Origin of the sequence: Streptomyces sp. NBC_00569 (assembly GCF_036345255.1) — a bacterium.
Lineage (GTDB): Bacteria > Actinomycetota > Actinomycetes > Streptomycetales > Streptomycetaceae > Streptomyces.
Map to the genome: position 1 here is coordinate 335,728 of NZ_CP107783.1, position 25,375 is coordinate 361,102.

23 protein-coding genes and 1 pseudogene are annotated in these 25,375 nt (G+C 69.2%); 10 read left to right on the forward strand and 14 right to left on the reverse strand.

The features are described from left to right. Positions 1–4: 4 nt before the first annotated feature. The gene (locus OHO83_RS01605) at positions 5–544 is read right to left on the reverse strand and encodes a YbhB/YbcL family Raf kinase inhibitor-like protein (protein WP_266679679.1); all 540 of its coding nucleotides are present in this window, start codon (positions 542–544) and stop codon (positions 5–7) included. Positions 545–735: 191 nt separating this feature from the next. Between OHO83_RS01605 and OHO83_RS01610 the strand changes: the two genes are divergently transcribed. Further along, positions 736–1,185 carry a MarR family winged helix-turn-helix transcriptional regulator gene (locus tag OHO83_RS01610; RefSeq protein ID WP_266679677.1) on the forward strand — a complete coding sequence of 150 codons (450 nt, stop codon included), beginning with the start codon at positions 736–738 and terminating at the stop codon, positions 1,183–1,185. A 65-nt stretch (positions 1,186–1,250) separates the two neighbouring features. Next, positions 1,251–2,975, forward strand: coding sequence for an MFS transporter (locus tag OHO83_RS01615; protein ID WP_266679675.1), 1,725 nt, complete (start codon positions 1,251–1,253; stop codon positions 2,973–2,975). Positions 2,976–3,353: 378 nt separating this feature from the next. Here OHO83_RS01615 and OHO83_RS01620 read toward each other — a convergent pair whose 3' ends face one another. From OHO83_RS01620 to OHO83_RS01630, 3 genes are all read right to left on the reverse strand, one after another. Continuing rightward, positions 3,354–3,671: a hypothetical protein gene (locus OHO83_RS01620; RefSeq protein WP_266679673.1), complete on the reverse strand. Its 318-nt coding sequence runs from the start codon at positions 3,669–3,671 to the stop codon at positions 3,354–3,356. Positions 3,672–3,850: 179 nt separating this feature from the next. Beyond that, positions 3,851–6,631 carry a SpoIIE family protein phosphatase gene (locus OHO83_RS01625; RefSeq protein WP_266679671.1) on the reverse strand — a complete coding sequence of 927 codons (2,781 nt, stop codon included), beginning with the start codon at positions 6,629–6,631 and terminating at the stop codon, positions 3,851–3,853. A gap of 747 nt (positions 6,632–7,378) precedes the next feature. Beyond that, positions 7,379–7,672, reverse strand: a complete 294-nt coding sequence (locus OHO83_RS01630) for a hypothetical protein (protein WP_266679669.1) — start codon at positions 7,670–7,672, stop codon at positions 7,379–7,381. Between the two features lie 477 nt (positions 7,673–8,149). On the opposite strand from OHO83_RS01630, the gene OHO83_RS01635 reads away from it, so the two are divergent. Then, on the forward strand, positions 8,150–10,243 hold the full coding sequence (locus OHO83_RS01635) for a SpoIIE family protein phosphatase (RefSeq protein ID WP_266679667.1): 2,094 nt from the start codon (positions 8,150–8,152) through the stop codon (positions 10,241–10,243). Positions 10,244–10,287: 44 nt separating this feature from the next. On the opposite strand, the gene OHO83_RS01640 is transcribed toward OHO83_RS01635, so the two are convergent. The 3 genes from OHO83_RS01640 to OHO83_RS01650 are packed head-to-tail and all read right to left on the reverse strand — an operon-like array spanning position 10,288 to position 12,704. Then, positions 10,288–10,644 carry an STAS domain-containing protein gene (locus OHO83_RS01640; protein WP_266679665.1) on the reverse strand — a complete coding sequence of 119 codons (357 nt, stop codon included), beginning with the start codon at positions 10,642–10,644 and terminating at the stop codon, positions 10,288–10,290. A 9-nt stretch (positions 10,645–10,653) separates the two neighbouring features. Next, the gene (locus tag OHO83_RS01645) at positions 10,654–11,895 is read right to left on the reverse strand and encodes a SpoIIE family protein phosphatase (RefSeq protein ID WP_266679663.1); all 1,242 of its coding nucleotides are present in this window, start codon (positions 11,893–11,895) and stop codon (positions 10,654–10,656) included. Further along, positions 11,895–12,704, reverse strand: a complete 810-nt coding sequence (locus OHO83_RS01650) for an alpha/beta fold hydrolase (RefSeq protein ID WP_266679662.1) — start codon at positions 12,702–12,704, stop codon at positions 11,895–11,897. Before OHO83_RS01650 ends, OHO83_RS01645 begins: the two co-directional genes overlap by 1 nt. Positions 12,705–13,139: 435 nt before the next feature. Here OHO83_RS01650 and OHO83_RS01655 point away from each other — a divergent pair, with 435 nt between their 5' ends. Continuing rightward, complete coding sequence (locus OHO83_RS01655) at positions 13,140–13,547, forward strand: hypothetical protein (protein WP_266679661.1); 408 nt, start codon at positions 13,140–13,142, stop codon at positions 13,545–13,547. Positions 13,548–13,680: 133 nt separating this feature from the next. Here OHO83_RS01655 and OHO83_RS01660 read toward each other — a convergent pair whose 3' ends face one another. From OHO83_RS01660 to OHO83_RS01680, 5 genes are all read right to left on the reverse strand, one after another. Next, positions 13,681–14,592, reverse strand: coding sequence for an RNA polymerase sigma factor SigF (locus OHO83_RS01660; protein WP_266679659.1), 912 nt, complete (start codon positions 14,590–14,592; stop codon positions 13,681–13,683). A gap of 125 nt (positions 14,593–14,717) precedes the next feature. Next, the gene (locus OHO83_RS01665; protein ID WP_266679658.1) at positions 14,718–15,149 is read right to left on the reverse strand and encodes a DUF3662 domain-containing protein; all 432 of its coding nucleotides are present in this window, start codon (positions 15,147–15,149) and stop codon (positions 14,718–14,720) included. 47 nt (positions 15,150–15,196) lie between these two features. Continuing rightward, positions 15,197–15,613, reverse strand: coding sequence for an ATP-binding protein (locus tag OHO83_RS01670; RefSeq protein WP_266679657.1), 417 nt, complete (start codon positions 15,611–15,613; stop codon positions 15,197–15,199). Positions 15,614–15,762: 149 nt separating this feature from the next. Beyond that, a complete protein-coding gene (locus OHO83_RS01675) occupies positions 15,763–16,560 on the reverse strand; it encodes a bestrophin-like domain (RefSeq protein WP_266679656.1) in 798 nt (265 codons plus the stop codon). 396 nt (positions 16,561–16,956) lie between these two features. Next, positions 16,957–17,322, reverse strand: a complete 366-nt coding sequence (locus OHO83_RS01680; RefSeq protein ID WP_266679654.1) for a PRC-barrel domain containing protein — start codon at positions 17,320–17,322, stop codon at positions 16,957–16,959. A gap of 363 nt (positions 17,323–17,685) precedes the next feature. Here OHO83_RS01680 and OHO83_RS01685 point away from each other — a divergent pair, with 363 nt between their 5' ends. Beyond that, entirely contained in the window at positions 17,686–18,096 is a 411-nt protein-coding gene (locus tag OHO83_RS01685) for an ATP-binding protein (protein WP_266679652.1), read from the forward strand. A 228-nt stretch (positions 18,097–18,324) separates the two neighbouring features. Then, complete coding sequence (locus OHO83_RS01690; protein ID WP_330278494.1) at positions 18,325–18,729, forward strand: DUF6303 family protein; 405 nt, start codon at positions 18,325–18,327, stop codon at positions 18,727–18,729. 383 nt (positions 18,730–19,112) lie between these two features. Here OHO83_RS01690 and OHO83_RS01695 read toward each other — a convergent pair whose 3' ends face one another. Then, positions 19,113–19,262, reverse strand: a complete 150-nt coding sequence (locus OHO83_RS01695) for a hypothetical protein (protein ID WP_330278495.1) — start codon at positions 19,260–19,262, stop codon at positions 19,113–19,115. A 194-nt stretch (positions 19,263–19,456) separates the two neighbouring features. Here OHO83_RS01695 and OHO83_RS01700 point away from each other — a divergent pair. The 4 genes and pseudogenes from OHO83_RS01700 to OHO83_RS01715 all read left to right on the forward strand — a co-directional run bounded on the left by OHO83_RS01700 (position 19,457) and on the right by OHO83_RS01715 (position 23,960). Next, positions 19,457–21,113: pseudogene (locus tag OHO83_RS01700) on the forward strand (molybdopterin-dependent oxidoreductase). Between the two features lie 68 nt (positions 21,114–21,181). Continuing rightward, positions 21,182–21,853, forward strand: coding sequence for a fasciclin domain-containing protein (locus OHO83_RS01705; protein WP_330278496.1), 672 nt, complete (start codon positions 21,182–21,184; stop codon positions 21,851–21,853). Between the two features lie 284 nt (positions 21,854–22,137). Next, positions 22,138–23,424, forward strand: a complete 1,287-nt coding sequence (locus OHO83_RS01710; RefSeq protein WP_266679642.1) for an SAM-dependent methyltransferase — start codon at positions 22,138–22,140, stop codon at positions 23,422–23,424. A gap of 356 nt (positions 23,425–23,780) precedes the next feature. Further along, positions 23,781–23,960: a DUF6480 family protein gene (locus OHO83_RS01715; RefSeq protein WP_266679640.1), complete on the forward strand. Its 180-nt coding sequence runs from the start codon at positions 23,781–23,783 to the stop codon at positions 23,958–23,960. Positions 23,961–24,133: 173 nt separating this feature from the next. On the opposite strand, the gene OHO83_RS01720 is transcribed toward OHO83_RS01715, so the two are convergent. Continuing rightward, positions 24,134–25,180, reverse strand: coding sequence for a MerR family transcriptional regulator (locus OHO83_RS01720; RefSeq protein ID WP_266679638.1), 1,047 nt, complete (start codon positions 25,178–25,180; stop codon positions 24,134–24,136). Between the last annotated feature and the right edge of the window lie 195 nt (positions 25,181–25,375).

Genomic DNA, 25,375 nt, shown 5'->3' on the forward strand with positions numbered 1-25,375 from the left:
GCCCTCAGGCCGGGGTCTCGAAGATCGGAGTGATGAGGGCGCGCGCAACGGCGTGGGTGGAGAGCTGGAAGCCCAGCCACGCCGGGGAAGCCGCCGCCGGCACATCCAGCTCGGCCGTGTCCAGCGCGTGGACGGCGTAGATGTAGCGGTGAGGACCGTGCCCGGGCGGGGGCGCGGCTCCGACGAAGCTGTGCCCGCCCGCGTCGTTGGCCAGCATCTTCGCGCCGGCAGGAAGGTGCTTCCCGCCCGGCGCCCCGGCACCGGCCTCCAGTTCGTGTACCGACGCGGGGATGTCGTACACCGCCCAGTGCCAGAAGCCGCTCACCGTAGGCGCGTCCGGGTCGAAGCAGGTCACCGCGAAGCTCTGTGTGTCGCCCGGGAACCCCTCCCAGGACAGTTGTGGGGAGCGGTCCTCGCCCGGGCCGCCGAAGAGACTGCTGCATTGCGCGACATCGAGGGGCTTTCCGTCCTCGATGTCCGTGCTGTGCAAGCCGAACGCGGGCACAGAGGGCAGGACGCTGTAGGGATCGAAGGAGTGGGCCATGTGCTTCTTCTCCTCTGGTCAGGCGGTCAGGTGCTCGCGGAGTGGTCGGTGACCGACCCGCCCTGATCGGTCACACCTCCGACACTCGCACGACACCGGCACACGCCGCATGCCGCAAATGGGCGACTTCGCTCCCGGCGAGCACCTCACGGGATATTGATTCACGCTACACACAGATGCATAATGCCGTTATGCATAAGCGGGTTATGGACATGGACGCCCCGGCCGAAGGCCTGATCATCGCCGTGGAGCAGATGGTCCGTTACGTGCGGCAGAGCGCCGTCGCGGGTGGCCTGAGCACGGCGGCCTCGTCGGCGATCGGCCGGCTGGGCCGCGAGGGCCCGTGCCGACTGAGCGAGCTGGCCAGGGCCGAAGGCGTCTCGCAGCCGAACATGACCCAGCTCGTCACCCGCATGGAACGTGCGGGCCTGGTACGCCGGGTGGCTGACGACAACGACGGCCGGGCCGTCCTCGTGGAAGCCACCGACAGCGGCCTCGACGTCTTCCGGCAGCGTCGCGCCGAGCGGGCCCAGGCCCTTCATCTGCTCGTCGCGGGCCTGACCGAGCCGGAGCAGCAAGCGGTGCGCATCGCACTGCCCGCCCTGGCCCGCGCCATCCAGAGCCTCCAGCCTCCCTCCTGACCCGACCCCACTACCTGTCCGCTCTCCCTCACCATCGCTTCTCGACACTTTGGAGAGAACCGCACATGAGTGCACCGCATGGAAAGGCCGCCAGCCCGTTCAAGCAGCCCAAGGCCGTCTGGGCCGTGGCGTTCGCCTGCGTGATCTCGTTCATGGGCATCGGCCTGGTCGACCCGATCCTCCCCGCCCTGGCCGAGAACCTGCACGCCTCGCCCAGCCAGGTCTCCCTGCTCTTCAGCAGCTACCTGATCGTGACCGCGGTCGCCATGCTCTTCGTCGGCTGGATATCCAGCCGCATCGGCGCCAAGCGCACCCTGGTCGTGGGCCTGATCGTCATCGTCGTGTTCGCCGCCCTGGCCGGCATGGCCGGCTCCGTCAACGGCATCGTCGGCATGCGGGCCGGCTGGGGCCTGGGCAACGCGATGTTCATCGCCACCTCCCTCGCCGTCATCGTCGCCTCCGCGAGCGGCGGCTTCGGCGGCGCGATCATCCTGTACGAGACCGCGCTCGGCCTCGGGATCGCCGTCGGCCCGCTGCTGGGCGGGGAGTTGGGCGGCATCAGCTGGCGCGGCCCGTTCTTCGGTGTCGCCGTCCTGATGGCCATCGCGCTGGTCGCGACCCTCGCCTTCGTGCCCTCGCTGCCCAAGCCGAAGCGGCCCACGTCGCCGATCGCACCGCTCAAGGCGCTGCGCCACCGCGGTCTGCTGACGATGGGCATCATGGCCCTGCTGTACAACTGGGGCTTCTTCACGATGCTCGGCTACGCCCCGTACCCGATGAAACTGAACGCCCACGAGCTCGGCCTGGTCTTCACCGGCTGGGGCCTGCTGGTGGCCGCCTTCAGTGTCTTCTTCGCCCCCCGCCTGCAGGCCCGCTACGGCACGGCTCCCGTCCTGTACGCCAACCTGCTCGGCCTCGGCATCGTGATGGCGATCATCGCCGCCGGCGTCGCCACCCCCACGGTCGTCATCGTCGCCGTCATCGTCAGCGGAGCCTTCATCGGCATCAACAACACCCTGACCACGCAGGCTGTCATGCTCGTCTCCCCCGTCGAGCGCCCCGTGGCCTCGTCCGCCTACGGGTTCCTGCGCTTCATCGGCGGCGGTCTGGCCCCCTTCGTCGCGGGCAAGCTCGCCGACGCCACGGACCTGAGCGTCCCCTTCTACCTGGGCGCCGCCACCTTCCTCCTGGCCATCCCCGTGCTGGCCAGCGGCCACGGTCTGCTGCGCAAGGCCGAGGCGAAACTGGGCGAGAGTGAGCCCGTCACCCCGTCACTCACCCCCGTCGGCAGCCCGGCCGTTGCGACCGACGCACCGCCCGTCATCGTCGCGGTAGGCGCCCACGGCAGGGCCGCTTCCATCGTCGACGCCGCGGCCCGGCTCGCCCGCGACACCGGCAGTCCACTGGAGGTCGTCCACGTCCAGCAGACCGCGGTGGTCGAGGAACAGGCCGTCGACACCGAGACGGACGAGCAGGCCCGCGCCGCCGTGACCGCCCACCTCGACCGCCTCAGTGCCGACGGCGTCGCCGCCACCGGCCAGATCCTGACGAGCGTGGGCGACCACGCCGCCGCCGGCCGCGCTCTCGCCCACCACGCGGCGGAGGTTCACGCCCGAACGGTGGCCATCGGACGCTCGCCGCGCGGCCCCGTCGCCCAGTTCGCCGACGGCAGCCTCACCACGGCCCTCACCCACGCCGCCACCTGCACGGTCGTCCTCGTCGACCCCGACAGCACCCCCCGGCATCTGACGAAGGCCAGCCTGGCGGAGATACGCAACAGCGGGGTCTGAGCCATCGCCGCTCCACATCTGTCCGTTTCCGGGCCGGCATCTCTCGCGGGTCGCGGCGCGCTCCTCGCGTCGCGACCCGCGGCCGTATCCGCACCAGCGGGCCCAGACGTACCTGACGCCAGTCGAGCCGGATACGTGTGCCGTCCCGGTCGGCGATCCGATGCGGTCGGTGCAGGGGGACACTGAACGCCACCCACGTCGCTCTCGCGGGCTTGGTCACCTGGCCGTAGGCAGCGAGATGGTCATCACGCACCCACGCCGCCGTAGGCGTCGCCTTGGTGGCTTCTTCGCCCCGTTCCCCCCGGACATCACGCCTGGGTGTCATGTGGCTCGGAGCCGTGACGCCCGCATGCCTGACCCGGCCTCAAGCGCGCAAGGTCAGATGATTCGACGTCCCATCTTCGCCGACTGCCGGTTGCGCCCCTTGGTGTCCCACCACTCCTCCAAATGGGCATGGACGAGGTGCACGAGCTGCCGCAGTCGGTCGGGAGAGGGCGCGGGCGAGGTGAATACATCCGCCCAGGACTTGTCCTCCCAGGGCAGAGAGACCGTCCAACGCTCATCCGGGTGACCCTGATGGCTCACCGCCAGCGAGTACGTCAACGTCGCGCTGCGGTCTGGACGGTGCTCCACGGACAAGTCGAGGACATCGAACCGGAGTCCGTCAGCGGCGACGTACGAGCGGCTCAAGGCCATCTCGGCAGGTGTCTGTTCCTCCACAGGGACCAACTGACTACCCTTCCGGTCCCGCGCCGCCTGGCCAGCGGCCCTCGTAGAACTTCCGTGCCCCGGTCGTGGAGCGTACGCCGGCCAGGTCTGCCGAGGCACGGCTGTTCCCCCGATGAGGCCGGTGGCGATGAAGGCCGGCCGAGTCTCTAGGCCCCGCCGCCCTGAGCGCCCTCGTCCTGGGCCCCGTCCCGGTCGGGCGCCACTTCTTCCGTGGGAGCCGTCGCCGGGCCGGACTCCTCGGAGACCTCGGCAATCTCGGGAAGGGCCTGTTCGGCCCAGATCACCTTTCCCTGGGGCGTGTACCGGGTGCCCCAGCGATCGGCGATCTGCGACACCAGGAACAGGCCACGGCCGCCCTCGTCCATCGTCGCGGCATACCGCAGATGCGGAGAGGTGTTGCTGCCGTCGGCGACCTCGACGATCAGCGTGCGGTCGTAGATCAGCCGTGCGTGGATCGGCTCGGAGCCGTAACGGATGGCGTTGGTGATCAGCTCGCTCAGGACCAGCTCCACACTGAAGGCCACCTCGGACAGTCCCCACTCATCGAGCTTGCGGGCCACCTCGTCGCGCATCCCCGCGACGGCGGCCGGGTCGAGCGGCACGTCCCAGTCGGCGATCCGGTCGCGCGGCAGCCCCCGCGTGCGCGCGATCAGCAGGGCGACGTCGTCCTTGGGACGCTCGGGCAGCAGCTCGTCGAGCACGGCCTGGCAGCTCTCCTCGGGCGACCGGTCGGGGTGGCCCGACAGCGCTTGGCGCAGCAGTTCCATGCCCACGTCCAGATCGCGCCTGCGGTCCTCGATGAGACCATCGGTGTACAGGACGAGCTGGGCGCCCTCCGGGAGGTCCAGCTCGGCGGTCTGGAAGGGAAGCCCGCCCAGACCGAGGGGCGGCCCGGTCGGCAGTTCCAGGAAGGTGACGGTGCCGTCGGGGAGAACCAGCGCCGGCGCCAGGTGCCCGGCGCGCGCCACGACACAGCGGCGCGTCACCGGATCGTAGATCGCGTACAGACAGGTGGCACCCACGATGCCCGTGGCGCTCTCCGTGTCCGACTCGTCCTGGTCGATACGGCCGACGAGGTCGTCCACGTGGCTCAGCAGCTCGTCGGGCGGCAGATCGAGCGAGGAGAAGTTGTGCACTGCCGTCCGCAGCCGGCCCATGGTGGCGGCGGCGTGCAGACCGTGGCCGACCACGTCGCCGACGGTCAGCGCGACCCGGCTGCCCGACAGCGGAATCACGTCGAACCAGTCGCCGCTCACGCCGGACTGGGCGGGGAGGTAGCGGAAGCCGACGTCGAGGGCGCTCTGTTCGGGCAGGGCTCGCGGCAGCAGGCTGCGCTGGAGAGTCACCGCGAGGGCGTGCTCGCGGGTGTAGCGGCGGGCGTTGTCGATGCTGACCGCTGCTCGGGCCACGAGTTCCTCAGCGACCGACACATCCTCCTCGTCGAAGGGCCCGTGCTGCCGGGAGCGCCAGAAGTTGGCCATGCCCAGCACGACGCCGCGGGCCTTGATCGGGGCGGCGATCAGGGTGTGAATGCCGTAGTCGATGATCTGCTTGGTGCGCTCCGGGTCCTGCGCGTGCCAGCCCGTTGCGGTCGACAACTCGGTCACCAGCTCGGCGTGACCGCTCCCGTAGCCGCGGGCCTGGGGGGTGGACGGCAGGAAGTCGATCAGCCTGCCCGCCTCGTAGAGCGGGTGGTCGTCCCTGATGCCGTACACGGCCGTACGCCGCATGTCCGTCGCTGTGGGGGCCGGCTCCTCCCCGCGCAGTACGGCGTCGGCCAGGTCCACGGTGACGAAGTCGGCGAAACGGGGGACGGCGACCTGCGCCAGCTCGTCGGCGGTGCGCAGGACGTCCAGGGTGGTGCCGATGCCCAGTCCGGCGTCGTACAGCAGCTTGAGCCGCTCCCGCGCGATCTCCGCCCTGCCGGTCACCGTCCGCAGCTCGGTGGAGTCGCGCAGCGTCACCACCGTCCCCATGGGGCCGCCGCCGCTGTCCGTGTGCCGCTGGTTGATCGCCAGCAGCCGGTCTCCGGCATAGTGCACCTCGTCGGTGACCTCGCGCCCGGAGGCGAGCAGCGCCGCCGTCTCCGGGTCGAGGCTCGACAACTCCGACACGAGGTGCCCCTCGGCATCAGGGGGCAGCTCCAGCAGCCGTCTGGCCTCGTCGTTCACCAAGACCAGCCGTCCGTCGCTCCCGACGATCAGCACCCCTTCGCGCACGGAGTGCAGCACCGTGTCGTGGTGGTCGTACATGCGGGTCATCTCGTCCGGGGCCAGACTGTGGGTCTGCCGGCGCAATCGCCGGCCCACGAGTGCCGTGCCCGCGGTGGCCAGCACGAGTGCCCCGGCACCGGCACCCAGGATGATCGGCAGTTGCCGGGTCACCTGACTGGCCACGTTCTTGACCCTCAGCCCCGCGGAGACGAGCCCCACGACCTTGCCGTCGGCGTTGTCGATGGGGACGGTGGACTGGACCTCCCGACCGAGGGGGCCATTCACACTCTCCGTGTACAGCTTCCCCGCGAGCGACGGCGCGATGTTGCCCACGAACCGTTTGCCGATGAGGTTCGGCAGGGGGTGGGTGTAGCGGATGCCCTTGGTGTCCAGAACCACGATGAAGTCGACGCCCGCGGCCTTGCGTGCCGCCTCCGTCAGCGGCTGGAGGATCTTGCTCGGGTCGGGGCTCTCCAGCGCGGCCACGACACCGGGAGAGTGCGCGAACGTCTGCGCCACGGCGACGGAGCGGCGCTTGGCCTCGGCGTAGGTGTCCCGGTCCGACTGAAGGACCAGGGCTAGGACGCCGCCGGCTACGAGCAGCACGACAAGCGCCACCTGGAGGACGAACACCTGCCCGGCTACGCTTCGCGGGCTTCTGCTGACCAGGGACTTGAACGAAAGGCTTCTCAAGTCGGCGAAACGATTCGCCATGTGACCTTTGTAGCACTGGCCATCCAGAGCGGCCACAGGCCGCACCTCCCAGGGCAACCGCATGGCGGGACGCGCGGCCGGGACGTGCCCAGCCTCTCGCAGCCCGCCTCGCGCGCGGGGGCCCGACCCCACACATGTGAGGCGGTCTCCGCCGGGCCGTATCGTCCGGCGCCGGGCGACGAGCGCCTCGACGAGTCCCCGCAGTGTCTCCAGGCCCTCGATGACGTACCGCCGTTCGAGCGGACGCGAGCACGGCGTACGGCCAGTCAAGCCGCTCCCCCGCAGCGAAACGCGGACCCAGGGCTCGGGGAGGCTCGGGCCCCTCCACGCCGTGCGAGGAGGGCAGCTCCGCCACGGTCGCGACGCGACGGGGAGTCGCGAGCAGATACGCGCGGCCATCCCCTGGACGCGCACGGCCACCTCGTGGCGGTACGGAGCCGTCGCCGGCCCCGGCAGGACGCGCCGTGTCAGGTCCAGGTCGGCGGGCGGGCGGGCGGGCGGTTCGAACGAGCCGGGCGGGTTCCGCGCGTCGGTGATGCGGTACAGCCGGAACGGCCGGTCGAACGGCCAGTCCTCGCCGATCGCGGGAAAGCGCACACGGACATCGCGCCGTGCGGCTCGCACAGCGGCAGCACGACGCGCACAGCGCCCGGGTCCGGGAGCAATGGCTGTGGCTGGGAGCGCGCAGCCGCATGGACCACACAACACAGCAGGTGGGTCCTGGCCGAACGGCCCCGGAGCGGCCGATTACGGCAGGGCGGCTTCGGGGAGCTGGGGTATTGAGGTGCCGCTGCCTGCCTTGATTCCTTCGATCACCGCTTGGTGCAGATTCCGGCTGTGCCGCTCGGTCCGGCACGGCACCGGACTGCCGGCGACGGTGAACCATTCCAAGGTGCCGGTGTACTGGACCGACACATCGGCCTCTTGGCCGTCCCAGGTGGTGTGGACGGTCACGTTGCCCGTGATGACTCCCACCTCGTCGGTACGGACGCCACCCCGGCCGGTGTAAATCCCGGGGGTGGTCCATGATGCCCAGGCCATAACGTCAGCCTCCTCGCCTGTGTGCCGTGCGCGGCTCACGACTCGGCCGCACTCCGCTGTGCCGCGGACTTCTGGAGTCCGCGCCCTCGGAGTGGGCCACGAAGACGATCGCGAATCCGGGACTCGCGATCCGGCCCACCTCCTGGCGTGCTCGACGTCCATTGTGTTCCGCCCCGTTACGTATGAATAGAGGCTTTTCCTCCTGATTATGGGTAAGCCTTCGTGCGCAGCCCGCGACGGGGACCGGGATTCCGCCCTTCCCTTGCCGCCCGGCGCGGTGGCAGTCCGGGCAGCGGCGCCCAGGATGCCTCACGGATGCGCGCGCTCGGGGCGCTGCGGTCGCCACACGCCTCCGATCCCACGAGCGTCGGGGTGCTGCCGGATCGTGCACACAGGGTTCGGGGAGCAGCATGGAAGAGAAGGCCTCAACCGGCACGCGTTCTGAGCGGGCTTGCGCTGAGGAGGGAGCTCTCCAGGATGGATGTACACGAGCCGCGCCCGGAGCGGGAGGGGGACCGCGGGGCGGGGGCGGCGCCGCCGGGAGGGCTGCTCGATCTGCTCAGCGTGGCCGCGGTCGTGCTGGACGCCGCTGGGCGGATCGTGTTCTGGAGCCCCCAGGCCGATGAGGTGTTCGGCTACACGGCCGAAGAGGCTCTGGGCCAGTACGCGGCACGTCTGCTGGTCCACGAGGAGCAGCGGGACGTGGTGGTCGGGCTGTTCGCCGAGGTGATGGGGACCGGTGAGAGCTGGGCGGGCGCGTTCCCGATCCGGCACAAGGACGGCAGCACGCGCCTGGTCGAGTTCCGCAACATGCGTCTGGTGGACGACCTCGGCGACATCTACGCCCTGGGCATCGCTGCCGACCAGAGCACACTGCAGAGGGTGGAGACCGACCTCGCCCTGTCACAGCGCCTGGTCTCGCAGGCTCCCATCGGCATCGCCCTGCTGGACACGGACCTGCGCTATGTACTGGTCAACCCGGAGCTGGAGCGCATCAACGGCGTCCCGGCGGCCGATCACCTCGGCCGGTACCCGCACGACATCCTCACGTCCCTCGACGTCGAGTCGATCGAGTCCGCGATGCGCCGGGTACTCCTTGCCGGCACCCCCCTGATCGACCAGCACACCGTCGGCCGTACCCGCGCCGATCCGGACCACGATCACGCTTGGTCGGTGTCGCACTACCGGCTCGAAGGCTCCGGCGGGCGGGTGATCGGTGTGGCGTACTCGGTCATCGACGTCAGCGAACGCCATCGGGCCGCTGCTGAGGCGGACCGGGCCCGGCGCCGCCTGACCCTGATCGCCGACGCGTCCGCCCGTGTCGGCACGACCCTGGAGGTTGAGCACACCGCCCAGGAACTGGTGAAGGTGGCGGTGCCGGACCTGGCCGACATCGCGACGGTCGATGTCCTTGACGTCGCGCCCGACTCGCGCCGCTCCTCTCCCCCGGACGGACCGGAACTGTTTCGGCCGCTCGCCGTGGCCGCCGCCTATCCCACTCCGGCCGCAGCAGCCCTGCAGGCCGTCGACGGCACCCCGTACGACACGGACCGGCTGATCACCCAATGCGTGCACACGGGTCGGCCCGTCGTCGCCCATGCCGGACAGGAGGATCTGGAACGCATCGCCGTCAGCGCCGACAGCGCGGCCTCCTTCGCCCAGGCAGGCGTGCACTCCTACCTCGCGGTCCCGCTCATCGCCCGCAACGAGGTCCTCGGCGCCTTTGGTCTGGTGCGGGCACGCAACCAGCTCCCGTTCGACGAGGACGATGTGCTGCTGGCCGTAGATCTCGCTGCCCGCGCGGGCGTCGCCATCGACAACGCCCGCTTGTACCAGAGCGTCCGCAACACCGCCGAAACCCTCCAGCGCAGTCTCCTGCCCGTCGAGCTTCCACAGCCCACCGGCCTGGACGTCGCCTCCTACTACCAGCCCGCCCAAGCATCCAGCGAGGTCGGCGGCGACTGGTACGACGTCATCCCTCTTGCCCACGACAAGACCGCGCTGGTAATCGGTGATGTCATGGGCAACGGCATCGACGCCGCTGCCACCATGGGCCGCCTGCGCACCGCCACGTCTGCCTTCGCCGACCTCGACCTCGCTCCCGCCGAGGTCCTTCGCCACCTCGACAAGATCACGCTCGGACTCGAGCACTACATCGCCACCTGCATCTACGCCATCTACGACCCTCACACCCACCGGTGTCACATCGCGAACGCCGGACACCTCCCGCCCGTCCTCGCGTCAACCGGACGACCCCCTCAACTCCTCGAGTTGACCCCTGGCGCACCTCTCGGCGTCGGCGGTGTCTCCTTCCACACCACCACGTTCGACCTGCATCCCGGCGACCGTCTCGTCTTCTACACCGACGGCCTCGTCGAAACCCGCCACCAACCCATTGACGAGCGCCTCAACACCCTCCTGCGCACCCTGGAAGAACCCCGCAGACCGCTCGACGAAACCTGCCGATGGCTCGTTGACACCCTGCGGGGCACGGACGACCACGACGACGTCGCCCTCCTCATCGCACAAGCCACACCCGATGTCCCCCGACGACACCCGCGCCCTACGTGACCCGACGGCCCCGGGCCGGCTGGACGAAGGCCGCGCCCTTGCGCTCAGGCGGTCGGAGGTGTCCAAGCGGCTTCGGCTGCCTGGGCGGTGGGATGAGCGGGAAAGACCTGGTCCAGGCCGACGATGCTCAAAGTCCTGCTGCCGGTGTCGGGGACAGCGGCCGGGACGACGGTGGAGTGCGCGGCGCCGGCAATGTTGCGAGCAGCGATCAGGACGGTGATGCCGCTGGAGTCGCAGAGCGTGAGGCCACCGAGGTCGACCACGAGCTGCTGGCCGTGCTTGATCGGCAGGCTGGGGAGGAGGTCGCGGATCTCGGGCGCGCTGTCGTGGTCGAGTTCGCCGGCCAGCGCGATGACGGGGCCGGAGAGGGTGGTCCGCGTACGGATTCTCAACTGGCTCACTGCTGCTCTTCACGGTTGGAGCGGGGGCACGCTGACGGCAAGGACTGCCGTGTCGTCGTCCACCCCGGTGCCGAGGGTGTCGAGAAGTTCGCGGACGGCGGTGATCGTGTCCTGGGCGGTGGTGGGGGCAAGGGCACGGCCGAAGTCGAGGAGGGCTTCGTCACCGTAGCGGTCGCCGCGCTTGGCGGTATGGGCCTCGGTGAGGCCGTCGGTGTGCAGGAGCAGGGTGTCACCCGGGTGGAGGCGCACTGTGATGGCGGTGATGCGGGCATCAGGCAGGACGCCGATGAGCTGTCCGCCAGGGGTGGGTAGGTAGTCGGCGGTGCCGTCGGCGCGTATCAGCAGGGCGGGCGGGTGTCCGCCGCTGGCCAAGGTGATGCGGAACCCGCCGTGATCGCCGTCGGGGGTGAGCAAGCCGAAGAGGACGGTGCAGAAACGGGGGTCGGTGCCGTTGTACTCGTGGTTGAGGACGGTGTTGAGGTTTCCCAGGACGACGGCCGGGTCGGGGTCGTAGACCGCGGCGGCACGCAGGGTGTAGCGGGCCAGTGAGGTGACCGCTGCGGCGGCGGCGCCCTTGCCGCACACGTCGCCCAGGAACAGTCCCCACGTGCCCGCCCCGAGGGAGAACAGGTCGTAGAAGTCGCCGCCGACCTCGTCGAGGGAGGCCACGTGGTAGTGCGCGGCCACGTCCAGGCCCGGCACGCCGGCCAGGACCGGCGGCAGCAGCGTCTGCTGGAGCGTGGTGGCGAGCCGCCTCAGACGCTCACGTTCGCGCTCGGACTCCTGGCGCGCGCGCAGGAGTTCTTCCTCGTAGGCGCGGCGGTCGCGGGCGTCGAAGACGGTGGTGCGGATCAGCAGCGGCTGCCCGTTGCTGCCGGTCTTGACCTTGGAGGTCACCAGCACCGGCAGCCGGCTGCCGTCGGCCGCCTTCATCTCCAGCGCGATGCCGCTGATCTCTCCCTGCATACGCAGCAGTGGGGCGAAGTGCGTTTCGTGGTACAGCCGTCCCCCGACGGTGAGGAGGTCGGAGAACGTCCTGCGGCTCACCAGGTCGCCGCGCTCGTATCCCAGCCAGTTCAGCAGAGTGGTGTTGACCTTGGCGATCTGTCCGTCGAGCAGGGTGGAGAGGTATCCACACGGGGCATGCTCGTAGAGGTCCTCGGCGCTGTCTTCCAGTAGCGCGGAGAACGTCTGATCGTCGTCCACGCGCTCCTCCGGGTCACGGTCCGGGGCACCGTCGGTTCGGCACATCACGGCAAGGTCCCCGCGAACGCGGTGATCGCCTCGGCGGTCTCCTCGGGGGCGCTGAGCTGGGGGCAGTGCCCGGTGGCGTTCAGGGTGACGAGGCGGCTGCCCTTGATGCGGTCCTGGACGAAGGCACCGACCTCGGGCGGGGCGATGGCGTCGCTGGAGCACTGGACGACCAGGGTGGGCACCGTCACGTCGGCCAGATCGTCGCGGTTGTCGGACAGGAACGTCACGCGTGCGAAGACCCGCTGGATGTCCGGGTCGGTGGCACAGAAGCTACTGGTCAACTCCTCGCCCAGCTCGGGGCGTTCCGGGTTGCCCATGATGACCGGAGCCATGGCACCCGACCAGCCGAGGTAGTTCGCGTCCAGGGATTCGAGGAGTTCCTCGATGTCCTCGGCGCTGAAGCCGCCACGGTAGCCGGTCGCGGCGTCGTCAATGAAACAGGGAGAGGGAGCGAGCAGCACCAGGCCGGAGAAGTACTCGGGGTGCCGGGCGGCGCCCAGCACACCCATCATCGCACTCACCGAGTGCCCCACGAACGTCACCGGACCCAGATCCAGCTCGCGACAGATCTCCAGCACGTCCTCCACGTACCCGTCCAGGCTGGAGTGCCGTTCCCTGCTCCAGGCCGAAAGATCCGAGCGGCCCGCGCCGGCGTGGTCGAAGAGCACCACCCTGAAGTCTCGCTCCAGCGCGGGCACGACCAGACGCCACATGTTCTGGTCACACCCGAACCCGTGCGCCAGCATGACCACCGGCCCGCCCTCGCGGCCGGACACCCGCACCTGATGCCTGCTTCGCACGTCCATGCGGCCCATCCTCGCAGAGTCGTAGAACGCCAGGAACAAGTCGGCGCTGCTTGGCGCGCGCAACCGGCCGTCCGCATTGGTGCGGCGGCTCTGCTGCCGGCTGCCGCTTGCCCGGCGAGATCATCGAGCGGGCGGGCCGCGTCTGCCTCGACCATGACCGCAACGGAGTCACCAGCCGGGGAACCGGTCTTGGTCGTGCAGGATCGCGTCCAGGTCGAGAGGGCTCGCCCAGTACCGGTCCAGCGCATCCTCCGCCCGGCGGAACTGCTAGAGCCGAGCCAGATCTGTCATTCCACGGTGGCACGCACAGCGGTGGGGCCTCGGCGATGCTGAGCCTCCGCATCACGCACCAGGAACCTACGCTCGCCCCAGGAGTTGGCCCACTCGCGCCAACGACTCCGAGCCCCTCTGTCTGCCGTCCCGAAAGGAATCTACATGGCTGCTCCGACGAAGACCGTCGCCCAGAAACTGCTCATCAAGCCCGGCACCAGCGTCTGGGCCGCCCCGGAAGATCATCTGCCACTGATCGGGGTGCTGCCGGCGTACGTCGATGTGGCGGACGGCTTGAGCACGGCGACGACCGGGCTGTTGATCGCAGCGCACGAGGCCGCGCTGCGCAGGCTGCTCGACGAGCACCGCGACGGACTGACCGGCCCGGTCAACTTCTGGGTCGTCTATCCGAAGAGAAACAAGGCGGACATCAACCGGGACTCTCTCTGGCGGATCCTGGCCGAGTACGGGATGCGTCCGATCGCCCAGATCGCTGTGGGCGCAACCTGGTCCGCATTGCGCTTCCGGATGCTGCGTGAGGGCGAGGTCTTCAACGCCGGCGCGGGCGGCTGACGCCCTTCTGGGGCCTGTCGGTTCTGGGCCTCATCCGGCATCGGGACCAGCCGAGGCCGGCCGGCTCGGCGCTGACGGCGCAACCTCGAACAGTGCGCGACGCGTGCGAACCGACCGGGCCGGGTTGCGAGGATCACTCGTCGGCGAGCATGCCGGTCCGCAGTTTGGCGAGTGTGCGGCTCAGCAGGCGGGAGACCTGCATCTGGGAGACGCCGAGCACCTCGCCGATCTGGCTCTGGGTCATCTCCTGCCCGAACCGCATCTCGATGATGCGGCGCTCTCGGTCGCTGAGACGGCCCAGAAGAGGATTCAGGCAGTGCAGGTCCTCGACGGTCTCCATGCCGGGGTCGGGCTCTCCGATCAAGTCGGCCACCGTACGGCCCTGAACCTGGGCCTGTCCCGCCTCGCCGGCATCGGCGGGCATGTCCAGAGAGCCGGCGGTATAGCCGTTCGCGGCGACGACGCCCTCGATGACCTCGTCCTCGCTCAGTTCCATGTGCTCGGCGAGTTCCTTGACCGTGGGGTCACGGTCTAGGACGACCGCGAGTTCTTCCTTGGCCTTGGCGATGTCGACCCGCAGCTCCTGGAGCCGCCGGGGCACGTGGACCGCCCAGGTCGTGTCGCGGAAGTACCGCTTGATCTCACCGACGACGTAAGGAATGGCGAAGGTGGAGAACTCGACCTCGCGGGACAGGTCGAACCGGTCGATCGCCTTGATCAGACCGATGGTTCCGACCTGGACGATGTCCTCCATGTCACTGTCGCCACGGTTCATGAACCGGCGCCCGGCGAACCGTACGAGCGACAGGTTCATCTCGATGAGTGTGTTCCGGGCGTACTGATGCTCGCGGGTGCCCTCTTCCAGGAGTTGAAGCTGGTCGAAGAACAGCTTCGACAGTTTCCTCGCGTCCTGCGGAGCGACCTTTCCGGCATCCTCGATCCAGGGGAGCTCGCCAACGTCGGCCTGTGTTTCCGGCTGTGCCGATGCCCACGCCTGGGCGTGCTGCGTGCCCTCCGCGTCCCTCGCCTGCGACTCGACTGTCATGACCACACTCCCGGATCGGTTCGAGACCACCACCTGCCCGGACATGACGTCACCATGCGTCCTGCAGCAGGAGTTTTGACTCACGCACAGGTCGGCAGGTGCCCCGACCGTGTTCATCCCGGTGGTCAGCGGGGGCCTGTCCGGGCCGGAGCGATCGAGCTCTGGATGCGGTATCCCCCTGTGTCCACCGTCGGGTCGGGCTCCAGTGTGACCGTCACCGGTCCGGCGAAGACGTAGCTGTGCGCGGCAGCGTGATCTCGCACCTTCGCGGCCAGCACCGGCCCCAACCGGTGTACGTGCGAGCCGAGTTCACGATGACTCTCCTGAGGGAGGGCGACTGTGAACGCGTTGGGAACGAGGGTGCGTCCCCGTCCCAGAATCATGATGTTGTCGTCGCATTCGCGCCGGAGTGTCGACACGACCTCCACGCTCTCCCGCTTGGGCCGGAAGACCCGGTCCACCAGGTCCGCGGCCCACTTCTCCATCACTCTTTCGACGTTGCCCATCTTTCCCATCGCCGACGGCTGCCCGACCTCACCCGGATCATGTGCGGCCATTGGGGTGGTGTCGAGGAGTGGGCCTGACTGCGGTGCCGGGCCGGACGTCAGCGATCGATGACAGCGCTGATGACCTTGCCGCCGTTGTGGGACGGACTGACGGTGACGGTGCGCGCGAGCATCCGAATCAGGGGCCAGCCGAACCCGCCCGCGCAACCGTCGAGGTCAGGGGGACGTTCACGCGGGAACGCCGGGCTGGGGTCGCGCACGGCGATCTCCACGACGTCTCGGTCCGCAACCAGATGAAGTCCGGTGACGCCTCCTGCATGCCGGAACGCGTTCGCGACGAGTTCAGAGACCACGACAATGGCGCTCTCGACCCTCTCCTGAGAGGGAGCGGGAACAAGGCCGCAGAAGAATTCGCGCGTGGCATGACGTGCTTGAGTCGCCGTGATCTGAGAGGGCACCGCTCGATGGCCTTCGTCAGACCGGCAGTCCCCCATCTCCCATGGCTCCTGGCTCATGTCCGAACCCCCGTCGAGAAAGGGATGATCTAGCAGCAACGGACCTTCTGCCCCCAATTGGCGATCGCTAACGTCAGCACTCCGGGCAAAGAGCCCTACTCTCATGCCCGTTCGGGGAACCCGCTCGGCGTATTGATCGCGCCCATCGGCTACGGCCCGCGGCCGAAGAAGCCGGACTTCAGGTCACCGATGACGGCGTCGAGTGGGTGCCCACTCACGATGAACGGTCCATTCCAGGGCGCGCTGAGTGCGAAGAGCAATGCCAGGCTGAGCCCGACCACACTCGCAACGCCCACGACGAGCAGTGACGTTCGCAGGCTGCTGCGGAAGATCAGTGCGCCGGCGTTCACGATCAAGGCCAGTCCGCTGACCACAAGCGTGACGACGTAGAGCGCGGGAACGTCGCGCGAGGCGGCCGCGATGCGGGCGCGACGACTACTGGTGACGCTGTCCAGGGACACCAGCAGCTCCGTGCTCGCCGGGGTTCCCAGCTCGGGCCGGGCCGCCTCGGCGCGCACGCTCCGCTCCAGTCGTGCGATCGCGCGAGCGGTGGCCGGGTCGTCACCGGACGCCGCTGCCGCACCCTCCCATTCTCTGGCACGCGCGGTCTGCAGGTAGTCCAGCAGTGCTGCATGGATCGGCTCCGACTGGACTCGCGGACTTGTCGCCGCCCACCCCAGGCGGGAGGCTGCGGCCGCCTCGTCGCTCACCAACCCCTCTGCTGCGCGCAGGTAACTGGCCTCGCTGGCCAGTGTGAGTGCCGCAAAGATCGCGAAGGCAGCGCCGAGTGTAGGCATCAGGGGCGTGGCGATCTGCGGCACCCGGTCCTGTTCCCCGACCGGCACGAGGGCCCGGACGCCGACCCGTGCCACGACCGCGACCAATAAGGCTAGGAAGAGCCAGCCCACAACCAGTACCACCGCCGGCAGCGAGGTCAACCAGTTCACCACATCACCTACAGCGTGTTCCCACGAGCGTCACACGGCGGCGAAACATCGGCCCCGCGACCTGGAGCTCCTCGTCAATCACCTTCACCGAACGCTCCATCATCACAGGTCGAAGACCTCCGATGCGCGCGACGCCCGGCACGGCACCTCGCTTCGTTGGCCAAACAGCCGAATACGGCCCAGGACCAGGACCAGGACCACCAGGCTGTTCGGCCGCCGTGCGATGCACCCACCTGCCGCCGTTCGTTTCCGCCAAAGGTTGCGAGACGCGCCCGTAGTGGTGGAGCCTCTTGCTGAGGCGATCAGCCCTCAATTCCGAGGACGTCCGTGACCCGGGCGCCTGGAGAGGCTTGAGCCGTATTGGGGCGCCGGCACATGCTCGCGCCGCCGCGTGCATCACAGGAGTGCTGACCGCTCCAACGTGGCGTAGTAGTTGCCCACTTCGGTGAGATAGGCCGCGTCGGTGGTCTGGCTGTCGAGCGTGAAGCGGGGCGCCGCCTTGATCTCGTCCCTGGTGTGAGTGACCGTCACGGTCTGGGCAGCCATGTCGATGGCGACAACGATGCCGGCCGGGATCAGGACGCTTTTGCCGAACACCCACACACCGGTATCGACGACCAGGTGCTGCATGCCGGGCTCATCCACCTGACGTTCCACCTGGCCGACGATCCCGTCGGGCGCCGTGAGGGTGAAACCCGTCAACGCCGACTGCCCCTGTCCCTGATAGCCGATGCCTGCCGGGTAGGCCCAGACGCTCTGCATGAGGTGGTTCCCTTCTCTCGCCGATACTCGCCACTGGCAGGGTCGCGAGGCCGACTGCGACGTTGATGTCCTCGACTGCCCGCCGCGGAATGGCCCCGCTCAGCCTTCTCCGTACCCAGGTAACAGACCGTCATACAACAGTTTCGCTCTCCTGTAGGCCACGCGAGTTCTACCTGGACCCGGGCTGAACACGCCGCCAGAAGCCTTCACAAACCGCCTACCTGCACATTCACCCCCACACACGACCGCCGACGACGGCTCGGAACCACCCACCGGAAGACGCGCCATTTTCATCGCGCTCCCGCGGGGTAGATGCGCTCTGTAACGACAGCCGCACCGAAGTCCTCCCGAGGGGTGAAGCCCATGCAGCACCCGCCAACGGCCGAAGAACCCCAGGCCTACCCGGCCGAGGCCCTCAGCCGGCCGCAGAAAGCGGCCGACGCCCGTGACGCGGCGAGCGGTTTCCTCGCCTGCCTCCACCCCGCCCCACCGACGCCGACCGCCCAGGACCTGCTCCTGCTGGTCTCAGAACTCGTCACCAACGCCAGGCGCCACGCAGGCACCGTGACGGCACTTCATCTGAGCGCCGACCGGCGGCACATCCACGTCGCCGTCGACGATCCCAGCCCCGCGCATCCCCAGGACCGCAGTCCCGACCTGTCGGGTTGCGCGGGGGGTATCGGCTGGCCCATGATCCGCCGCCTGGCCCGAACGCTCACCGTCCACCCCCAGCCCGGCGGCGGTAAATCGATCCATGCCACGCTCCCCCGCTGAGCACCGATCCCACGATCTCGGATCCTGCCTGCTGAGCCCCCGTCCGGCACTTGGCCAGGCGGCACAGGGCGGCGAACTGTTCGCCTGAGAACCGGCCCGCCCGCACGTTCGAGACTTCGCCCGCGAACGGGACCGCTCCCGCTGGTCGACGATCCACACATCGCGCCACCGTGCCCCATCGGCGGAGACTCCAGGCACGCGACCATGAACCTGCTGTGAGGAGAACTCGTGACTTCCGAATTCCCTGCTCCGCTCGACAATCCCGACGACGCCACGGCAGACGCCCTTGACCCGCGGCCCAAACTGCCGGGGCCCCAGACGGACCCGACCGCCCAGGGCCACTTCACCCGCGCCCAGCTGACCCGTTCGCCGGACGACGCAAGCTGGGAGATCGCCGTGGTCCTGTACGGGGTCCCGGCCGATGAGTGGCCCTCGATGAACCTGCCCGGCACCGAACCCCCCACCCTGAGCGCACGCGGAAAGGTGCTCGCAGACCTGGGCTACGTCCAGACCGGCCCCGGACCCGGTTGCCACTACTGGGAGTGGGCCGAGTGCCAAGACGGCGACCACACGACCGTACAACTGATGGCACACACCGAAGTTCGGCCCAGCAGCATGCCGGAGATCCAATGAACACCGTGGCCTTCGCGCCGTGCCCTCGCGTGTGACCATGTGCACCGGCCTCGGCGCACCCGTGCCGCAGGTGACCCCATGGCCGCCGATCGCCGGGCGAGTGGGCGACGACGGGGTCGGCGCCGCTGTCGGCCGACGCCGTGCCGGCATCGCCGAGGACGGCTGCACCGGCCGCGACGAGCAGCGAAGGGTTCTTGAAAGACGCGGGACATGGATCTGTCTCGCGCAGATGGGAACTGGCGGACGGAGACGGAGAGCCTGCGTCCGTGAGGGGCGCGCTGGTGTGTCCCTCGTCCGGTTCTCCGTGGCATCGGCCCGGCTGATCGGCCGTTCCGGCGACTGCTTCCCGTAGAGATCAACGACGCGCGGCCTCTGTGCCGCGTTCAGTGGGCGCAGGCTCCGGACTCGGCGTGGCGCGCCCTCATGGCATAGCTGTTGTCCCGCTTGTCCGGTGGAGGGGGCGGGGCAATGTGCTGTCGCCGGATCTCCCGACGGGCCTGAGCGATCAGTTCGTCGAACTCTTCGTCGGTCATCTCGCCATCACCTCCCGTGGCACTAGTAATACGTAGCGCACCGGCTATCCGGATTGGTCTGCTTGTCCCCTCTTGGGCTGCTTCCTTCGGTGAGGGTGGACCAGACATTCGGATCCGCGGGGCCCTTGGATTGGTCGAAAAGAAAGTTCCCCTCAAATGAGCGGGAGACCAATCCGCCGGGGCCATCGCCTCGAATGGCCGGTGTGAGCAAAGAAGCGAAGACACCAAGGCGCCGCGGGGTGTGGCGACTTGTCGGGCTCGGCGCGTTGAGTGGCCTCCTGGCGGGTTACACCGCGCTGGCGACGGCCGAGCTCGTGTCTGCGGCGGTACGTCCTGAGTCGAGTCCCGTCGTCGCGGTGGGCGGGGCGGCGATCGACCGCACGCCCGCCGGGGTGAAGGACTGGGCGATCCGCCATTTCGGGACCAACGACAAGCTCGTCCTGCAGCTGGGCATCCTTGGCGTCCTCACCCTTCTCGCCCTCGTTCTCGGGGCGCTGGCGGCCAGGTACCGGCGTATCGGCGCTGCAGGAGTCCTGATGTTCGGCTTGGTCGGGGGGTTTGCCGCGACGAGCCGACCGGACTCCACGAGCGTCGCCGACGCCCTGCCGTCGGTGGCGGGTGCCGTGGTGGGAGCTCTGCTCCTTCATCACCTCGTCGGGCGCCTGCAGTCCGGCCGACCGTCGGCTTCCGTCGACGCGCCGGCCGTCGAGGAGGGCGTGACGACTCCTGAAGGCGGAGGTGCGGACCACCCCGGTGCAGCTGACTGGGACCGGCGGGGGTTCGTCGTCGCGGCGACGGCGGCTGCGGCCGCGTCGACGGGGATCGGCCTGGTGGGCCGCTCCCTGAACGGTTCGCAAGGGCAGAACGCCGTCGCGTCCCGCCGCCGGATCACGCTGCCCGCCCCGGTCTCGGCCGCCGCACCTGTACCCAAGAGGGCCGCGCTGCGGATCAAGGACGTCAGTCCGTTCATGACGCCCAGTCAGGACTTCTACCGGGTCGACACCGCGCTGGTGGTGCCCAAGGTGGACGCGAATTCATGGCGGCTGCGGATCCACGGCAAGGGTGTCACCCGCGAGGCGAACGTGTCGTTCGCAGCTGCTGCGCATGCCGCTGATCGAACGGAACATCACGCTCGCCTGCGTCTCGAACGAGGTCGGCGGCCCGTATGTCGGCAACGCGCGGTGGATCGGCGTGCGCCTGGCCGACCTCCTGCGCCAGTGCGGGGTCAGGCCGCCGTCGAAGGGCGGGCCCGCCCATCAGCTGGTCGCGCGTTCCGTCGACGGGATGACCATCGGCAGCCCGGTCGAGGACGTCATGGACGGCCGCGACTCGATGCTCGCCCTCGGGATGAACGGCGAGCCACTGCCCTTCGCCCACGGTTTCCCGGTGCGCATGGTGGTGCCCGGCCTGTACGGGTTCGTGTCCGCCTGCAAGTGGATCCAGGACATCGAACTCACCACCTTCGACGACTACGACCCGTACTGGGTGAGGCGGCACTGGGCGCGCAGGGCGCCGATCAAGACACAGTCCCGGATCGACACCCCTAAGCCGTTCGCACGCCCAAAGGCCGGCACGATCATGGTCGCCGGAGTGGCCTGGGCCCAGCACCGCGGGATCGACAAGGTCGAGGTCCGCGTCGACGACGGGCCCTGGCGGCGGGCGGACCTGGCCGCCGAGGACACCACGGACACCTGGCGTCAGTGGTCGTTCCCGTGGGAGGCCGCGTCCGGCGGTCACACCGTGACCGCCCGGGCCACCGACCACACGGGCCGGACCCAGACGCAGGAGCGGACCCGCACCATCCCTGACGGGGCCAGCGGCTGGCATTCGGTGGTGGTCACCGTGGACTGACCATCGCGCTACTACCTCGACCTCACGACCTGAACTCAGCATCCTCACCCCATTTTCAAGGAGTAAAAATGAGCACCGTCACCCGCCGAACCCGTCGTGGAGCCCTCGTTCTCGCCGCGGCGGCCATGCTGCCGCTGGCGCTCACCGCCTGCTCGAACGACGACGGCAAGGACAAGGCGGCCTCCGACACGAAGTCGTCCGCGGCGTCCGACAAGGCCACCGACAATGGCGGCGACAGCGGTTCGGGCGACATGGGCAGCAAGGGCGAGCCGTTCGGCCCGGCCTGTGCCTCCGTGCCCAAGAGCGGCGCGGGCTCCTTCGACGGCATGGCCAAGGACCCGGTCGCGACCGCCGCGTCCCACAACCCCGCCCTGTCCACCCTCGTGACCGCGGTCAAGAAGGCAGGACTGGTCGACACCCTGAACAACGCCCAGAACATCACCGTGTTCGCGCCGACCAACGACGCCTTCGCGAAGATCCCGAAGGCCGACCTGGACAAGGTCCTCAACGACAAGGCCACGCTCACCAAGATCCTCACGTACCACGTCGTGGGGCAGAAGCTCGCGCCCGAGGACCTGGAGAACGGCTCGTACACGACGCTGGAGAAGTCCAAGCTGACGACCGCCGGCTCCGGTGAGTCCTACAAGGTCAACGACTCCGCCAGTGTGGTCTGCGGCAACGTCAAGACGGCCAACGCGAACGTCAACATCATCGACACGGTTCTGATGCCGAAGAAGTAGCGCGCGTGGGGGCGAAGGGCCGACCGCGGATGGTCGCCCTCCGCCGCCGCCTTGTGCCCGACGGGAATTGAGGTGACCTCCCCGACTCCGCGTCTGCGCACGTCGGTGCCCATGCGGAGTCGGGTCGCCGCGCCGCGGGCCCTCACTCCCGAGTACGACGGCGGACCCGGCTCACTGGTGATACGGAGCAGCCGCCGAAAGAGATTGGTCCGCATGTCCACTTTTGTCGCCCCGACGGTACTGGTGCCCAGCGCCGCTGGGACAGCCGGGAACGGAGCTCACGAATGATCACGACAGCACAGCGGCTCACCACGCTCCTGGAGGACGTCATAGGCGGCCCTATGCCCGTACGCCTGCGCGCCTGGGATGGCACCGAGAGCGGTCCGCACGGAGCCCCCGTCGTCGTCATCCGATCACGCCGCGCGCTGCGTCGGCTGCTCTGGCAACCGGGAGAGCTCGGCTTGGCCGAGGCCTACATCGCGGGCGATCTGGACATCGAGGGGGACCTCGGTGACGGACTGCGCACCCTGTGGCAGAGCCCGCAGGCCGCCGCCCCCAGGCCGGGGGCGGCGCAGATTGCCGCTGCCGCTCTCACAGCCGCCCGGCTCGGGGCCCTCGGCCCCCGGCCACCCGCCCCCGCGGGGCGCGCGCGGTTGCGGGGTGCTCGCCACACCACCAGTCGCGACCGCGCGGCCATCAGCCACCACTACGACTTGTCCAACGAGTTCTACGAGCTGCTGCTCGATCCGTCGATGGCGTACTCCTGCGCCTACTGGGCACGTGAGGACTCCGAATACGGCCTGGGCGAAGCGCAGCGCGACAAGCTGGAACTGATCTGCCGCAAGCTGCGGCTGCGGCCAGGAGCGCGGCTGCTCGACATCGGCTGCGGTTGGGGTGCACTCGCCCTGTACGCGGCCGAACACCACAAGGTCCAGGTGACGGCCGTGACCCTCGCCCGCGAACAGCGCGACGCCGTCCTCGCCCGCGTGCGCGAGCGTGGCCTCGACGACCTGGTCGACGTCCAGTTGCGTCACTACCGCGATATCGAAGGCGGTCAGTACGAGGCGGTCACCTCCATCGAGATGGGAGAGCACGTCGGCGACGAGGAGTACGCCGGCTTCGCGGCGCTGCTGCACCGCGTTCTCAGGCCGCAAGGTCGGCTGCTGGTCCAGCAGATGTCCCGAGGTGTACGGGCGCCGGGTGGAGGAGCCTTCATCGAGACGTACATCGCGCCCGACATGCATATGCGCCCCCTCGGTCAGACCGTCGAGCTGCTGGAGGGTGCGGGGCTTGAGGTGTGTTCTGTGGAGTCGATGCGTGAGCACTACGTGCGCACCATCGCCGCCTGGCACCACACCCTGGAAAAGCGTTGGAACGACTTCGTCGACCTCGTCGGGGAGCCGACTGCACGGGTCTGGCGGCTCTACCTCGTGGGCGGTGGTCTCGCCTTCGAGGCGCGCCGCATGGGAGTGGACCAGCTCCTCGCGGTCCGGCCCGACGCCCGCGGCGGCACCGGGATGCCGCGCACCCTCGCCCATTGGTACGGGACGGAGGCATCTCCGCAGGTCTGAGCCGACGCGAAAGCACGATCCCGCGCCGCAGCGCGCGGCCGCGCATGGAGTGATGGACCAGTACGGTCGGTACCTTTGCGCCGCGCTGGGCGAGCCAGGCCGCCGCTCCGGCGCCTGGCTGCTCGGCAGCGTGCCGGGCCGGGGCGGCACAGGCGTCCTGTTCACAGGCATCGACTGTGCTGGTCCACACGCCGGCTGCTGACACACGGCTGCCGGCGTGACTCTCGGCAGCCGCACGACTCCTGTGCGGCATGAACCACGTGTGACCGGCCCTCCCTTGGGACTTCGATCAGTTCCACTGCGAGCCCGAACCCGTTCGAGGTGCGATCCGGCAGGGTGCGAGGGACCGTTGAAGCATGACTCACCCACTCGTCCCGCCGACAGAAACGCCGCCGGCGGAAGGGTCGATCGCTGAAGCACATCAAGAACGGGCCGACGGTGGCATCTGGGAACACCCCTACTTGTGGGTGTCCCTCATCGCGCTCGGATCAGTGCTGGTGGCCGGCTACTTCCTGGCACGCATCTGGGGTTGGTGACCAACGCTCGTCAGACTGCTCCGGCAGCAGGCGGTCAGGCCTGCTCGTTTACGGCCGCCGCCCGAAGGCGCCCTGACGGGGCACTGGCAGCTGCACGGGTGTGAGCTGGGGGCGCTTTCCCGGCTGGCACACAGTGCGCTGCCGCGGCAGCCGGCACGCGTGCGTGCAGGCAACTACTCGGATGAAACCGAGGACTCCGGCGCCAGGAGGGCGATGGCCTCGCGCAGCCCTTGGGGCTGAACCGCTCCCTCGATCCTGGCCCCTCTCCAGCCGGGTCCGGCCAGCACGAGAGCAGCCTGTTGCCGTGCACCATTGACTCCCCACCCCATTCCCAGGAGATGGACAGCAAGCGGGGCGCTGGCCAGAGAACGGGTCTGCGACCAGAGCACGACAGCTGCCGGCCCCGTACGCAGGACCGCCGCAATCAGTGCCTCGGCGGGGACGGCGGCACCGAGCATGCGCACGGGCCGCCCGCGCTGCAGCAGGGCGGCGTGGACGGCTTCGAGCGGCAAGGTGTGCTGTTCGCCGGGGACACAGGCCAACAGCACCGGGGAGCTGCCCTTGCGCGTCTCGCCGGGCCCCAGAAGCAGCTGTGCGTTGCGCAGGGCGGTGGACACGTGCCAGGACAAGAGGTGCTCGACCTCGACGTAGCGGTCGCCGGAGGACTCCCATTTACGGCCGACGGCATGCAGGGTCGGCATCATGAGTTCTTCCCATGCCGCGACCACTCCGTGCTCCTGGACGAAGGCGTTCAACTGCTCCTGAATCGCGACGGATTCGAGGCGAAGGGCGGCCCGGGCAAGGCCACGGCACTCGGCGCGCACCGCGCCGAACGGCAGGCCGGATGAGCCGCGGCTGCCCGCTTTGCCAGAGGTGCCTGCTGCCGTGGCAGAACCGGCCGGAACGGGCCGCGTTCCTCCCTGTCCTTGTGGCGCGGAATGAGCCCGCCGCTCTTTCGCGCTGCGTGCTGCTTCGGCCGGCGAGACCCCGGAGGCCGTCAGGCTGCACATGTCCTCGACCATGGCGACGTCCTGCGGAGACCAGCGGCGGTGGTGGCCGCGCCGGCGCCGGGCGGGCCCGAGACTGTAGCGCTGGTCCCACGACCGCAAGGTCGTTGGCGAAATACCCAGCCGACGGGCCAGCGCTCCTGACGTGATGGAGGCGCCAGGGGGCTCCGAGCCTCGGAGGGACGGTTTGGGACTACTGCCGTCGGAAGCCATGACTCCAGCATATCGACGCGTAATCGATGCGTCGTGGTTGATAGGCGGCCTGACAGGACAGATGACGGCGGCTGCATCTGACACGCCCCGGCAACCTGAACCCCCGGTGACACCGCCTTTCCGTCCCGCAGATCCACCGCACCCCGCAATCCCCTGCCTCCAGAGGTGACCGATGTCAGCCGCGTCTCAGATCCG

Coding starts and splice junctions, on each gene's coding strand:
- OHO83_RS01685 (WP_266679652.1), top strand. CDS start 17,686: ATGCAGCACCCGCCAACGGCCGAAGAACCCCAGGCCTACCCGGCCGAG.
- OHO83_RS01650 (WP_266679662.1), bottom strand. CDS start 12,704: ATGGACGTGCGAAGCAGGCATCAGGTGCGGGTGTCCGGCCGCGAGGGC.
- OHO83_RS01630 (WP_266679669.1), bottom strand. CDS start 7,672: ATGGCCTGGGCATCATGGACCACCCCCGGGATTTACACCGGCCGGGGT.
- OHO83_RS01635 (WP_266679667.1), top strand. CDS start 8,150: ATGGATGTACACGAGCCGCGCCCGGAGCGGGAGGGGGACCGCGGGGCG.
- OHO83_RS01610 (WP_266679677.1), top strand. CDS start 736: ATGCATAAGCGGGTTATGGACATGGACGCCCCGGCCGAAGGCCTGATC.
- OHO83_RS01655 (WP_266679661.1), top strand. CDS start 13,140: ATGGCTGCTCCGACGAAGACCGTCGCCCAGAAACTGCTCATCAAGCCC.
- OHO83_RS01670 (WP_266679657.1), bottom strand. CDS start 15,613: ATGAGCCAGGAGCCATGGGAGATGGGGGACTGCCGGTCTGACGAAGGC.
- OHO83_RS01615 (WP_266679675.1), top strand. CDS start 1,251: ATGAGTGCACCGCATGGAAAGGCCGCCAGCCCGTTCAAGCAGCCCAAG.
- OHO83_RS01710 (WP_266679642.1), top strand. CDS start 22,138: ATGATCACGACAGCACAGCGGCTCACCACGCTCCTGGAGGACGTCATA.
- OHO83_RS01680 (WP_266679654.1), bottom strand. CDS start 17,322: ATGCAGAGCGTCTGGGCCTACCCGGCAGGCATCGGCTATCAGGGACAG.
- OHO83_RS01645 (WP_266679663.1), bottom strand. CDS start 11,895: ATGTGCCGAACCGACGGTGCCCCGGACCGTGACCCGGAGGAGCGCGTG.
- OHO83_RS01620 (WP_266679673.1), bottom strand. CDS start 3,671: ATGGCCTTGAGCCGCTCGTACGTCGCCGCTGACGGACTCCGGTTCGAT.
- OHO83_RS01605 (WP_266679679.1), bottom strand. CDS start 544: ATGGCCCACTCCTTCGATCCCTACAGCGTCCTGCCCTCTGTGCCCGCG.
- OHO83_RS01715 (WP_266679640.1), top strand. CDS start 23,781: ATGACTCACCCACTCGTCCCGCCGACAGAAACGCCGCCGGCGGAAGGG.
- OHO83_RS01695 (WP_330278495.1), bottom strand. CDS start 19,262: ATGACCGACGAAGAGTTCGACGAACTGATCGCTCAGGCCCGTCGGGAG.
- OHO83_RS01705 (WP_330278496.1), top strand. CDS start 21,182: ATGAGCACCGTCACCCGCCGAACCCGTCGTGGAGCCCTCGTTCTCGCC.
- OHO83_RS01625 (WP_266679671.1), bottom strand. CDS start 6,631: ATGGCGAATCGTTTCGCCGACTTGAGAAGCCTTTCGTTCAAGTCCCTG.
- OHO83_RS01665 (WP_266679658.1), bottom strand. CDS start 15,149: ATGGCCGCACATGATCCGGGTGAGGTCGGGCAGCCGTCGGCGATGGGA.
- OHO83_RS01660 (WP_266679659.1), bottom strand. CDS start 14,592: ATGACAGTCGAGTCGCAGGCGAGGGACGCGGAGGGCACGCAGCACGCC.
- OHO83_RS01720 (WP_266679638.1), bottom strand. CDS start 25,180: ATGGCTTCCGACGGCAGTAGTCCCAAACCGTCCCTCCGAGGCTCGGAG.